Genomic DNA, 12,783 nt, shown 5'->3' on the forward strand with positions numbered 1-12,783 from the left:
TTGTTATCAAGGGTTGGGGAATTTGCAACTGCCGTACGAACAACCGTCATCACAAAAAGACTGAGCAGGTGCTCTGGCACGCCGTTCGGCGGGTATCTGACAGGAATGTCGACCATTTCGTACAAACGCCTAAGTTTTCTCCGGTTTGTGCCGACAGCCTTATGAGACATGCGTGCACCAAAGTAGAGCGGCCCCAGAGCCCTGCCTGCGCTGTTACATGGAATGTTGCAACCCGGAACGCATCCCCACTTTTTGCATAAGAAGTCCCATGAAATGAATCTCAAATTCAGCCATAAAATCCTTCTGGCCGCCTCCGGCGTCGTGGTGCTGGCTTTTGCGTTGTTCACTTTGTACAACGACTATCTGCAGCGAAACACCATCCGTCAAAACCTCGAATCAAGCGTCCAGCAGGCCGGCGATCTGACCGCCAGCAGCGTGCAGAACTGGATGAGTGGCCGCGTGTTGGTGCTGGAAAACCTCGCGCAGAACGTCGCCCATCAAGGTGCCAATGCCGACCTCCCGGGGCTGGTCAATCAACCGGCGCTGACCTCGAACTTCCAGTTCACCTACGTGGGCCAGGCCAACGGCGTGTTCACTCAGCGCCCGGACGCGAAGATGCCTGACGGTTACGATCCGCGTCAGCGTCCCTGGTACAAACAGGCCGTGGCTGCCGACAAGACCATGCTGACCCCGCCTTACATGGCTGCCGTCGGTGGCCTGGTGGTGACCATCGCCCTGCCGGTGAAAAAGAACGGCGAGTTGCTTGGCGTGGTCGGTGGTGACCTGAGCCTGGAAACGCTGGTGAAGATCATCAACTCGGTGGACTTCGGTGGCATCGGCCACGCATTCCTGGTCAGCGCCGACGGTCAGGTGATCGTCAGCCCGGACAAAGACCAGGTGATGAAAAATCTGAAGGACATCTACCCGAACGCCGGCGTGCGCATCGAGAAGGGTAATCAGGAAGTCACCCTGAACAAGCAGGACCGTATCCTTTCGTTTACTCCAGTCAGTGGTATGCCGAATGCCGAGTGGTACATCGGTCTGTCGATCGACAAGGACAAGGCCTACGCGCCACTCAGCCAGTTCCGCACTTCTGCGCTGATCGCGATGTTCATCGCCGTGACGGCCATTGCCGTGCTGCTGAGCTTGCTGATCAACGTGCTGATGCGTCCGCTGACCACCATGGGCCGTGCGATGCAGGACATCGCGCAAGGTGAGGGCGACCTGACCCGACGTCTGGCCGTGGAAAGCAAAGACGAATTCGGTGAGCTGGGCGGTTCGTTCAACCAGTTCGTGGAGCGAATTCACGCGTCGATTTCCGAGGTGTCGTCGGCAACCCGCCAGGTTCACGACCTGTCGCAACGGGTGATGGCTTCGTCCAACGCTTCGATCGTCGGTTCCGACGAGCAAAGCGCCCGCACCAATAGTGTGGCCGCGGCGATCAACCAGTTGGGCGCCGCCACCCAGGAAATCGCCCGCAACGCCGCCGATGCTTCCCAGCACGCCAGCGGTGCGAGCGAGCAGGCCGATGACGGTCGTCAGGTGGTGGAGAAAACCATTCTGGCGATGACCGAGTTGTCGCAGAAAATCAGCCTGTCCTGCACGCAGATCGAAACCCTGAACGCCAGTACCGACAACATCGGGCACATTCTGGATGTGATTAAAGGCATCTCCCAGCAGACCAACTTGCTCGCGCTCAACGCGGCCATCGAAGCGGCCCGTGCCGGTGAAGCCGGTCGTGGTTTTGCGGTGGTGGCGGACGAGGTGCGTAACCTCGCTCACCGTACTCAGGAATCGGCGGAGGAGATCCACAAGATGATCACCTCGCTGCAGATCGGTTCTCGCGAAGCGGTGACGACCATGAACGCCAGTCAGGTCTCCAGCGAACAGAGCGTCGAAGTGGCGAACCAGGCCGGTCTGCGTCTGGTCAGCGTGACCCAGCGCATCGGCGAAATCGATGGCATGAACCAGTCGGTGGCCGCGGCGACCGAAGAGCAGACGGCGGTCGTGGAAACCCTCAACGTCGACGTCAACCAGATCAACCTGCTGAACCAGCAGAGCGTGGCCAACCTCAATGAAACGTTGAAGGATTGCGATGCGTTGTCCCTGCAGGCGAACCGGTTGAAGCAGTTGGTCGACAGCTTCAAGATCTGATTGAGGTCAGTTGAACCGCGTTATCGTTCAATCGCGAGCAGGCTCGCTCCCACATGGAATTTTCTGTGATCACAACATTTGTGAACGACTGAAAACCCCAGTGGGAGCGAGCCTGCTCGCGATCGCGGTGGATAAGTCACCGCTGAACCAAAGCCCTACGCAAACAGCTTCAACACATTGTTCATCGAGTCATCGGCAAAGCCCTGAACGAAATCCGTGAACCCAGGCAATGCCTCGGCGCCGCCCTGTGCGGGTTCGGCGATGATGGTCCAGGTCGCTCGGGATTTGCCCGCGCCCAGCGGTTCAACACTCATCGCCGCCCACAAATTGGCCACGCCCAAGGTGTTGTAAATCGTGGTCCAGGTCATGTTCAGCGCCTGGTCATCCCGGGAGTTGAGTTGCTCGACCACCAGGTTGCCGTCCTTGAAGATTTTCTTGCGCAGGGACGACACGCCTTCGCCGGTCATCTCGATGTGCGACAGCGCCGGAATGAATTGATCGAAGCCGGCAAAGTTACCGACCACCGCCCAGACCTGCGCGGCATCCGCCGGCACTTCCACTGAAGACACGACGTGGCAGCCTTGAGGGTTTTTGATCAGGGTATCGGGTTGTAGGGTTTTCATGGTTTTGCTCCGGTTGAGTGAATCAGATGAAGTTGATTTCTTTGAGGTAGTCGCAGCCGCGCCGCAGCAGTGCCGGGGATTTTTCCGGGTAATGCGCGCCCATCTGCCGCACGCCCGCCTGGGCGTTGGCGTGGCCGATCATTGAGATGTCGCCGATGTCTTCCTCGAAGCCGTTGAGGTAGAAACCGAGCACGCCGAACAACGCGTTGTCGCTGTCGACCCGGCCCAGTTGCTGCTGCCAGTCGGCGACGCTGACCATGGAAAACTCCCGACCCGCCTCACGGAATGACGCGACGTAGTTGTCCCAGCTCAGAGGTTCGGGGTTGTGCAGGTTGAACACCGCTTTTTCGGATGAATAACGGCTGGCGTGGAAGGCGATGAAACGGGCCAGAAAGTCCACCGGCATCAGGTCGAAGTTCAGCGCGAACTCCGGCACCTGGCCGAGCTGGATCGAGCCTTTGAGCATCAGCATCAAGCGGTTTTTGTGAGGCTGGCAGACACCGGTGAGGCTGTTGAAACTGATGTTGCCGGGGCGGTAAAGATTGACCCGTACGCCACGTTCGCGAGCCCGTTCGAGGATCCGCTCACCGACCCATTTGGACAGGTTGTAGCCGTTCTTGATGTAGATCGGTGGGGTCTGTGCGGCGGGCAATTCCAGCACCCGGCCATCGGCGGCAATCGTGCTGGAGGCCGAGAGCGTTGAGACGAAGTTGAAGATCTTTTTGCTGCGCCCTTCGCACAACCGAAGGCACTCGAAAATCGGCTCGACGTTGTCCCGCGCCAGCGACTCGTAATCGAGTACGTGATTGACGTTGGCGGCGTTGTGCACCAACGCGCCGAACTGCCGATCCAGTCGCTCGTAAACATCCGCTTCGAGCCCCAATGACGGACGCGTAATGTCCGCCGCATAAACCCGCACCCGACTCAGGTCAAGATGCTCCAGACGGTTTTCTCGCAGCGCATGGGCAAACCGCTCGGCTGCCGATTGTCCGCCGCCGTCGCGCACCAGGCAGGCGACTTCGCTGGCGCCCCAGGCGAGCAACGCTTCGACGATGTGCACGCCGACAAAGCTGTTGGCGCCGGTAACGATCACCTTGTGCACATCGCCCATGCGGTTGACTGGCAACGGCTGGATATCCAGTTCGCGGAAAGCATCGGCCAAGGCTTTTTCGCTCAATACCTCTTCGGTGCCGGAGCCGCGCACCAAGGTCGCCAACTTGGCGATGGTCGGCAATTCGATGAAGCGGTTGATCGAGATGCTGCGACCGAATTCCTCACGCAAACGTAAAAGCATGCGCGACAGCAGGATCGAGTGGCCGCCCAGGTTGAAGAAACTTTCGTCGGTGGAAATATCGCTGGCCGGCAGCTCCAGCAGCTCGGCCCAGATCTCCAGCAACAGCGCCTCATCGGCACTGGCGGGGAAGCGCCGCAGCGTGTTTTCGGACACATTCACGGGCATTGCCAGCAGCGCCTTGCGGTCGACCTTGCCGTTGCTGGCGAATGGCATGCTCGGCAGTTCGGTCCACGCTGTGGGCTGCATGTAATCCGGCAGAAACTGCATCGAGTGGGCTTTCAGCGCTTCGCGAGCGGTGCCGGGTTGATCCTCCTGAGGCTGCGCGAGGAACGCCAGAATCCGTCGATGGCTGTCGATAACCACTGCCACTTGGCGGTACAACTGACTGTCGCGCAGGCAGCGTTCGATCTCTTCCGGTTCGACCCGAAAGCCGCGAATCTTCACTTGGTTGTCGCGTCGTCCGCACAGCTCAATGCCGTCGCGGGTCCACTTCGCCATGTCGCCGGTGCGGTAGGCGCGCAGGCTTTGGCCATTCGGCAGGCTCAGGTTCAGATAACGTTCGGCAGTCTGCTGCGGGTTGTTCAAGTAGCCCAGGCACACGCCCGGCCCGACGATGTACAACTCACCGACAGTCTGTTCGGCCACTGGTTGAAAATCCTCATCGAGAATCAGCACCTGACTGTTAGCAATTGGCGCGCCGAGGGTGCGGTTGCTGTCGCCGGTGCGCAGTTGCCGTGCGGTGATCAACACTGTCGCTTCGGTAGGGCCATAGAGGTTGTAGAGGTTGCCCTGACGGGTGAGCTGCTCGATGACGTAGGGTTCGCAGACATCGCCGCCGGTCATCACGTGATCGAGGCATTGCAATTGATCCAGCGGCAGGATGCTCAACAACGCCGGCGGCAAAAAGGCGTGACTCAGTTGTTGATGACGGATCAGCTCGACCAGTTGCAACGGATCGCGGCGCTGATCGTCGCCGGGCACGATCAGCTCGGCGCCCTGGAGCAGGGTCGGGAAAATATCGATCAGCGACGAGTCGAAACTCAGCGACGAAAACTGCAGCACCCGACTCTGCTCGCTCAGTTGCACATAGTCGGCGTACCACGCGGTGAAGTGCGCGAGGTTGGCCTGGCTGAGCAACACGCCTTTGGGATGGCCGGTGGTGCCCGAGGTATAGAGCGCCATGCACGGCGCATCTAGATCAGATCGTTGGCGCATCAAGGGTTGATCGAGGTCCACGTCACCGATGTCGATGCGGCTGATGTCGAGTCCCGGCATTTGCGCCGCGAGCGGATGCTCACCGTCATGCAGCAGCAAGACTGCCCCGGCGTTTTCCAGAATGTACTGCTGACGTTGCAGAGGATGACTCGGCTCCAGCGGCAGGTACACCGCGCCACTGCCAAGAATCGCGAGAATCCCCGCATACAACGCGCTGCATTTTGGCAGGCAGATCCCGATCACCAACGGCCCGTGATGCTGAGCGAGCAACGGCTGCAAACGCTGCTGGATGGCGCGGCTGTGGGCGTGCAAATGCCGATAGTTCAGGGACGTGCCGGCAATGTTCAGCGCGGGTCGTTCGGCACACTGGATGAAGCGCTGCTCAAGGCGCTCGATCATCGGGATCTGGCTGAGTTCCAGCAGCGCGGGTGCCGCCGTGAGGTTGAGCCGATGGAAAAACGCGAGGCTCTCCAAATAGAACAGGTTTTCCACGTGCTCGAAGCAAGCGGGAGCAGCAGGGTCGGCCCGTAGAAAATAGTCGGCATCGCGAGAGAAACGGCTGACCAGCAGCGCCACGTGATCGACCAGTTCTGTCACTGCCCGCAGGCGCAATGCCTGGCCGTTGCCCGAAGGCTCGTCGATGATCGGCACGCGAGTGAACAGCGTCGAACCGTACGTGCACAGCAAGTCCAGCGGCGGCAGGCCAGACATCCCAGGCACACCGATACCCAGTTGCAGCGTCAGTCGCGGTGCATCGCCGACGTCTTGAGCAGGCAGGCTGGCGTCGTCGATCAGCAAATCAGCGTTACCCGACGGCTGCTCGTCGACGGCTGTCAGGCGCACCAGAGAATGACCGTGTTGTTCAAGTTCCAGTGCCAGGTCGGTCAAGGCCTGGCTGTGTCCAATGAGCAGAATGTCGAGACGTCTCATGATGGGCTCCTCGTTAAACCAGGTAATCGCTGAGGGCGTCTTGCACACACGCCGAATCGAGCAGCGAACTGCTGCGGAAAAACCGCACGATGTTGGCGACCAGCGGGTGATGGCGATTGATCGGGAAGGCCAGTCCCGAGACTTCGCTCTTAAGAGCCCGACGTGCGCCATCGCTGATCTGCAAGGATTCGATCAGGCGGAAGTCGAACGATTTCTGAATGTCGTTAGTCAGGTAATGGCCGATGAACACCGGCAGGATGTGCGCGATGCAGCGGCGGTCGTCTTCGCTCGCGGTGTGCCAGTAGATGCGCACCAGTCGCGCCCAGAACCCGGAGTGGCGGCCCTCGTCGAGCAAGTGGTCGGCCATCAGGCCCTTGATCGACTGCTTGACCGTGTCGTCCTTGGCGAACGCCGCGACATCGCCGGTCACGGTGTTCTCTGCGATGGCCACGCAGATCAATTCCACGGCGCTGCGCAAGTGTTCCGGCGCGAGCGCCACGGCCGCTGGAATGGCTCGGCTGAGTTCGATTTCATCCGGCAGTTCGATGGGCGTGATGCCGGTCATGGCAACGGTCTGTTGCATGAAATCCATCGCCACCAGTGCGTGGTAATCCTCGTCCACCACCACGGTCATGGCGTCGTAGCGGCAGGCGAACGGGAAGGCCACGGCGAAGCGATTCTTGGCGATGCTGCGGGCGGTCTTGTCGACGATTTCGGTTTCGAAAATCACCACGTCGTTGATGAATTTGTAGAGCGTCTGCACCAGCGCAAAGTCGCGCTGCTCCGGGCATTCGCGCAGGAAGGTTTCGCTCAGCACCAACGGTTGGCGGCTCAACGGGTAGATCAACTTGTCGTCGTTCTCCAGCACGCGCCGGGGGCGGGTACGGATAGTCGCGCGGCTTTCCCAGGCGTCGGCGAAGGATTGGTAGTCGGCGGCGTTCATGCGTTCACCTCAGGCATAGGTTCGCTCATGCTCAGGCGCAGGCCATCCCACAGGGCGATGCGGCTTTCCACGGCGGCGATGGCGCTGGCGTAGACGTCTTCCTCGCGTTGCGGATCGCCATTGACCAGCCGGGCGAGGAGTTTTTCAGCGGCGGGGCCGTGGTCTTCGGAATCGACTTCGATGTGCCGTTCGAGGTAGTAACGGAAGGTCGGCGCCTGTTCGATGCCGATGCCCCAATCATCAAGAATTCGCTGGAACATCTGCGGGATGACGCTCTCGCGACCATGCAGAAATGCTGCCGCTACGCTGTGCCCCGGCGCATGCAACGCGGTGTGCAACGTGTTGCGCACGAACTGCGCTGCCGCCGGATCGACGTCCACGCTTTGCAGTGCCACGTCGTAACTCACGCCTTCTTTTTGCAGTGCGACGAAGCGTTCGACCACCGCCGTGCTGGCGCCAACTTCGCGCATGGCATCCAGGTACAACTCGAAATGGCTGTAGTGACCATGAGCCGGACGATCATCGGACTCTTCACCCAGCACGATCTCGTTGATCAAACGCGCTGCCTGCGGATCTCGTGGTGGCAGCCAGGGCAGTTGCACGCAGGTGAGTTCCTGTTGCAGGCGTTTGGTCAGTGACATGAAATCCCATACCGCAAACACATGGGTTTCCATGAAACGTTGCAATACCGACAGTGAGTTGATTTCAGAAAAGATCGGATGAGCGCTAAGTTCTGCTTTCTTCTGGTTGAGGCGGTCTTTAGTCGATTTCATGGGCGAACCTATAAGTGAACTGAAAATACCGTTGGGGTGTTTGATAAATAAGCGATCGTTAGTTGGAACTTTTGTTGGCGAGCGGATGCCTCAAGCGAATTGATATGGGTACGTTGCAATACGTCGTTAAGTGACGGCCTGGCGCCAGTATTCAAGGCGGCGGAGAAAAACTAATACATGAATAAAGTTCCGGGCAAGTTATTTTTATATTATTTGAAAGTTTAACTTTCTCGCGCGCGACAAGTTCCAATAAAACTTTTCATTTTAGTTTTATTTGGATGTAGTTACTCCTTCCGGCTTATATAAGTCAGAATTAAAATGAAGAGTGAATGCCTCACTCGAAGCAACTTTCTAACTGAATCGTTGAAGTGAAATAGGGGGGCGGAAGTTGACTGGGATCAACGCCGGTTCTTCCTTTCCCGTGGCAAGACTCCTTCCGTAGGTTCTTGGTGCGGGGACTGCTCCGCTCGTGCGGTGCGTCGCCCGTTCATTATTTGTTGGCAGCCCAAGAGTGAGCGTAAATCACGACAGCCGCTATCACCGGCGCGTCATCGACTCGGAGTCATTGTTGGTCTTGAGAGGGGTAAATCGAGGGCAGGGCTTTGGAGAGGGGCGCAGCACAGCGCGGCAAGCGAGAACGAGCAATTCGATCTGCTCGCTCAGGCTTGCCGGCGCGGTTTACTTGGAGGTTTTCTTGTTCAGCGCTTCGGGGCTGTTGAGGTAGCGTGTGATGACCTCGACGCCCCGGTTGAGGTGTTGTTCGAGCAACTTCACCGCGCGCTCGACGTCCCGGTCTTCGACGGCCAGCAACAGCGCCCGGTGGTCTTCCTGGGACAGTTTGCCCAGGCCCATGGCTTCCAGGTTGAAGCGCAGGAAACGCTCCTCTTCGTTCAGTCCGTCTTCCACCAGCCTCAATAGCCGTTGGTTCGGCGCCTTGCAGTACAGCGCCATGTGGAAAAGCCGATTGAGCCGGCCGATTTCGGTGTAGTTGTTTTGCGTTTCCAGTTCGTCGATGTAGCGGGCGGCCTGCTCGAAATCCTCCTTCTCGAGCAACGGGATCGACAGGCGCAGGGCTTCGGACTCCAGCAGGATCCGCAGCGCATAGGTTTCCACGGCATCGCCCTGAACCAGCGGCGCGACGACCGCGCCTTTATGAGCGATGACGTTGAGCAACGCCTGGGCTTCAAGTTGGCGCAAGGCTTCGCGCACCGGCATGCGGCTGACACCGAAAAGATCGGCCAAATCTTGCTGACGCAGGGCGGTGCCGCAGGGAATGCGACCGTCGAGAATGGCCGAACGCAGGGTTTCTTCGATGACCGAGCGTGCCAGGTGAGCGGGAATCGGCCCGTTGACCTTGATGCTGTTCAGAGGATTGGGCTTCTGTGTCACAACTACGCACCCTGTTTGACTGAAATGAATTTGGATCCAAGAAGACACTAGTGACTGCCTGACAGGTTGTCAAACGGACAAAAGCTCACAGCCTGGTGTGGCCACGATGTTTTTAATGACACCTGCCATACAAAGTTTAGCGCGCCAGCAGTGATCTCACCGTGCCATTGTCTTTTGCCGGGCTAACCTGCACCATCGACCGATTTCCACCTGCCTGACCTGGATGCCTCGCATTGGCGGTACGTTTCGCGATCCCTCGGACTTTGCGCTGGCTGTGCTGCGCGTTGCTGCTGGCCGGCGTTATGCTGGGCGGGCTGCATGCCGATTGGGATTTTTCGCTGATCAGCCGTCGCGCGCAGGCATTGTACGGGCCGTTGGGCGAAGGGCAGCAACGGATTGATGCCTGGCAGCACTTATTGGCTACGCAAAAGCAGGTCAACGAGTTCGAACAGCTTAAAGTGATCAACCAATTCTTCAACAAGCAGATGCGTTATGAGGAAGACATCGACCTGTGGCACGAGGTCGATTATTGGGAAACGCCCATCGAGGCCCTGTGGAAGGGCGCCGGCGATTGCGAAGATTACGCGATCGCCAAGTATTTCAGCCTGCGCCATCTTGGCGTTTCCAGTGACAAGCTGCGCATCACGTACGTCAAGGCGTTGCGCCTGAATCGGGCGCACATGGTGTTGACCTACTACTCAAGCGCCGAGGCCATGCCGCTGGTACTCGACAGCTTGATCGATGCGATCAAACCGGCCAGCCAACGAACCGATTTGCTGCCGGTCTACTCTTTTAATGCCGAAGGGTTGTGGTTGCCGGGCGCCAAGGGCAACAAGAAAGTCGGTGATACCAAGCGCCTGTCTCGTTGGCAGGATGTGCTGAAAAAAATGCAGGCCGAAGGTTTCCCGGTCGAGACGACTAACTAGGAGCACGCGCTCAGATGTCTTTGTTCAAACAGCTGTTGATCGCTATCTGTCTGTTTCTGGTGATTGCCTTCACCGGCAGCTTCATGGTCAGCCTGGAAAGCTCGCGCACCCAGTACGTCAACCAGTTGCGCTCCCACGCCCAGGACGCCGCGACCGCATTGGCACTGTCCCTGACACCGAATATCGACGACCCGGCGATGGTCGAGTTGCTGGTCAGCTCGATTTTCGACAGCGGTTATTACGCAAGCATCCGCGTGGTCGACCTCAAGACCGATCAGACCATCGTCGAGCGCAGCGGCATTCCCGCGGTGAACAACGTGCCGGACTGGTTCGTCAAACTGATCGGCCTGGAACCGGCCGGTGGCGACGCGATTGTCAGTCGTGGCTGGGAGCAGGCTGCGCGGGTCGAGGTGGTCAGCCATCCGATGTTCGCGTTGGCCAAACTCTGGCAGAGCGCGCTGGGCAGTCTTGGCTGGTTGCTGATCTGCGGTGCGGTGAGCGCGGTGCTGGGCGCGCTGTTGTTGCGCCGGCAACTGAAGCCGCTGGATTACATGGTCAAGCAATCCCACGCCATCGCTCGCCGCGAATTCCTCAGCCTGCCGGAACTGCCGCGCACACCCGAACTGCGCCGCGTGGTGCAGGCCATGAATCAAATGGTCGAGAAGCTCAAGGCGTTGTTTCAGGAGCAGGCCGTACGTAGTGAAAAACTGCGTGTCGAATCCTATCAGGACAACCTGACAGGCCTGGCTAATCGTCGCTATTTCGAAATGCAGTTGAACGCCCGGGTGAGCAATCCGGAGCAGGCGAGTTCCGGTTATTTGCTGTTGTTGCGGGTCAAGGACCTGGCCGGGTTGAACCAGCGGTTGGGCGGTCAACGCACCGACCAATTGTTGATAGCGGTGGGTGAGCAGCTGTCCCGCGAGTGTGCCAAGTACCCGGAAACCCTGAACCTCGTGACGCGGATTCGCGGCGGTGAGTTCGCCGTGCTGGCGCCTGGACTGGTGCGTGAAGAAGCGCTGCAACTGGCGCAGAACCTCGACAGTGCGCTGGCGAGTCTGCATGCGACGGGCGCCACCGATGTCGCCTCGGTGGCCTCGATCGGGCTGGCGCCGTTTGTTTATGGTGACTTGCCGCAAGCCGTGCTTGGACTGGGTGATCAGGCGTTGGCTCAGGCGGAAAGCCAGGGTGAACCGAGCTGGGCGTGCCTCGATCACAGCGCCTCGGCGAGCGTCGGTGATGACCATCATGCCTGGCACAACTTGCTGGATCAGGCGTTGGATCAGAAGCGTTTCGAGCTGTATTTCCAGCCGGTGGTGGCTGCCCAGGACACGCAGTTGGTGCTGCATTACAAGGTGCTGTCGCGTCTGATCGACGACGAGGGCCAGACCATTCCCGCCGGGCGCTTCCTGCCGTGGCTCGAGCGCTTTGGCTGGACCGCGCGGTTGGACCGGCTGATGTTGGAGCTGGTGCTTGAACAGATGGCCGACCATGAAGAATCGCTGGCGCTGAACCTGTCTTCAGCGACGCTGGCCGACCCGCAGGCGTTGAATAAAGTCTTTGAAGTCCTGCGTCAGCATTCGAATCTCGGGGAGCGGTTGACCCTGGAAATCGGCGAGGAGCAGCTGCCGGAGCAAGCCATGCTGGAAGAACTGACGCGACGTCTGCACGAACTCGGGTTCTCCCTGAGCCTGCAACGCTTTGGCGGGCGTTTCAGCATGATCGGCAACCTGGCGCGGCTTGGGTTGGCGTACCTGAAGATCGACGGCAGTTACATCCGGGCGATTGATCAGGAAGGTGACAAGCGGTTGTTCATCGAGGCGATTCAGCGGGCGGCGCACAGCATTGATCTGCCGTTGATTGCCGAGCGGGTCGAGACGGAAGGGGAGTTGATGGTGATTCGTGAGATGGGGTTGTATGGGGTTCAGGGGCAGTTGTTTGGTGAGCCGAAGCCTTGGAAGTAATGCGTCGTCGGTGATGCCGCCATCGTCGGATCGCCGCCCGGAGCAAGCTCGCTCCCACAGGGGATTCGGTTGTACGCACAATTGCGGTACGACGCATAACCAATGTGGGAGCGAGCTTGCTCCGGGCGGCGATCCGACGATGGCGTCAGCGCAGGCAACGAAGAAGGTGGGAGTTAGATCAACCCCGTCTCATCATCATCGATCAAATGGCTCAACCCACCCAACGCTTCACGGGCGTGTGACCGATCCATCAGCTTGGCTTGGGCGGCGGCCGGCAGGTCGGTGACGCGGATCACGCCTTTACTGGTTAACACTTGGATCAAGTCGTCGAGTACCCGGATCATTTCCAGGTCGCTCTGCTTGAGCTGTTTGAGGCTGGTTTCCACTACCTCGTTGGCATACCAGGACTGGATTTCATGGTGGTCGGCCGGCAGCGTTTCCGTGGCCTCGGCATAGGCCGCGGCTTCCACGCGCACTAACTGACCTTGCGCATCGCGTTGCACGTAGAACATTGAGCATCCCTCGGAAATGAACCAGCGTCATGCTGTCAGCAGCATAGGCCAACTGGACGCGAG

The 12,783-nt window shown here is 59.1% G+C and carries 9 protein-coding genes; 3 read left to right on the forward strand and 6 right to left on the reverse strand.

Annotated features, from left to right (window positions below):
• Positions 1-273: 273 nt before the first annotated feature.
• Complete coding sequence (locus QFW87_RS00670; RefSeq protein ID WP_283182423.1) at positions 274-2,154, forward strand: methyl-accepting chemotaxis protein; 1,881 nt, start codon at positions 274-276, stop codon at positions 2,152-2,154.
• Between the two features lie 155 nt (positions 2,155-2,309).
• On the opposite strand, the gene QFW87_RS00675 is transcribed toward QFW87_RS00670, so the two are convergent.
• From QFW87_RS00675 to QFW87_RS00695, 5 genes are all read right to left on the reverse strand, one after another.
• Positions 2,310-2,777 carry an SRPBCC family protein gene (locus QFW87_RS00675; RefSeq protein ID WP_283182424.1) on the reverse strand — a complete coding sequence of 156 codons (468 nt, stop codon included), beginning with the start codon at positions 2,775-2,777 and terminating at the stop codon, positions 2,310-2,312.
• A 22-nt stretch (positions 2,778-2,799) separates the two neighbouring features.
• Positions 2,800-6,216, reverse strand: a complete 3,417-nt coding sequence (locus QFW87_RS00680; RefSeq protein ID WP_283189565.1) for a non-ribosomal peptide synthetase — start codon at positions 6,214-6,216, stop codon at positions 2,800-2,802.
• 13 nt (positions 6,217-6,229) lie between these two features.
• Positions 6,230-7,159, reverse strand: a complete 930-nt coding sequence (locus QFW87_RS00685) for a diiron oxygenase (protein ID WP_283182426.1) — start codon at positions 7,157-7,159, stop codon at positions 6,230-6,232.
• A complete protein-coding gene (locus QFW87_RS00690; protein ID WP_283182427.1) occupies positions 7,156-7,932 on the reverse strand; it encodes a DUF3050 domain-containing protein in 777 nt (258 codons plus the stop codon). The genes QFW87_RS00685 and QFW87_RS00690 overlap by 4 nt, the downstream gene beginning before the upstream one ends.
• A 678-nt stretch (positions 7,933-8,610) precedes the next feature.
• On the reverse strand, positions 8,611-9,321 hold the full coding sequence (locus QFW87_RS00695) for a GntR family transcriptional regulator (RefSeq protein ID WP_283189566.1): 711 nt from the start codon (positions 9,319-9,321) through the stop codon (positions 8,611-8,613).
• A gap of 233 nt (positions 9,322-9,554) precedes the next feature.
• Between QFW87_RS00695 and lapG the strand changes: the two genes are divergently transcribed.
• Together lapG and lapD are read left to right on the forward strand one after the other, a co-directional pair.
• A complete protein-coding gene (lapG, locus tag QFW87_RS00700; protein ID WP_283189567.1) occupies positions 9,555-10,247 on the forward strand; it encodes a cysteine protease LapG in 693 nt (230 codons plus the stop codon).
• Positions 10,248-10,261: 14 nt separating this feature from the next.
• Positions 10,262-12,208, forward strand: coding sequence for a cyclic di-GMP receptor LapD (gene lapD, locus QFW87_RS00705; protein WP_283189568.1), 1,947 nt, complete (start codon positions 10,262-10,264; stop codon positions 12,206-12,208).
• A gap of 173 nt (positions 12,209-12,381) precedes the next feature.
• Here the strand turns inward: lapD and QFW87_RS00710 are convergent, their stop codons facing one another.
• On the reverse strand, positions 12,382-12,720 hold the full coding sequence (locus QFW87_RS00710) for a tryptophan synthase subunit beta (RefSeq protein ID WP_283189569.1): 339 nt from the start codon (positions 12,718-12,720) through the stop codon (positions 12,382-12,384).
• Positions 12,721-12,783: the final 63 nt, after the last annotated feature.

This window comes from Pseudomonas sp. PMCC200344 (assembly GCF_030053095.1).
Classification (GTDB): Bacteria; Pseudomonadota; Gammaproteobacteria; order Pseudomonadales; family Pseudomonadaceae; genus Aquipseudomonas; species Aquipseudomonas svalbardensis.

Bases quoted from the DNA above. Each gene is read 5' to 3' on its own strand.
- QFW87_RS00680 (WP_283189565.1), bottom strand. From the start codon at position 6,216: ATGAGACGTCTCGACATTCTGCTCATTGGACACAGCCAGGCCTTGACC.
- QFW87_RS00690 (WP_283182427.1), bottom strand. From the start codon at position 7,932: ATGAAATCGACTAAAGACCGCCTCAACCAGAAGAAAGCAGAACTTAGC.
- QFW87_RS00685 (WP_283182426.1), bottom strand. From the start codon at position 7,159: ATGAACGCCGCCGACTACCAATCCTTCGCCGACGCCTGGGAAAGCCGC.
- lapD (WP_283189568.1), top strand. From the start codon at position 10,262: ATGTCTTTGTTCAAACAGCTGTTGATCGCTATCTGTCTGTTTCTGGTG.
- QFW87_RS00710 (WP_283189569.1), bottom strand. From the start codon at position 12,720: ATGTTCTACGTGCAACGCGATGCGCAAGGTCAGTTAGTGCGCGTGGAA.
- QFW87_RS00675 (WP_283182424.1), bottom strand. From the start codon at position 2,777: ATGAAAACCCTACAACCCGATACCCTGATCAAAAACCCTCAAGGCTGC.
- QFW87_RS00670 (WP_283182423.1), top strand. From the start codon at position 274: ATGAATCTCAAATTCAGCCATAAAATCCTTCTGGCCGCCTCCGGCGTC.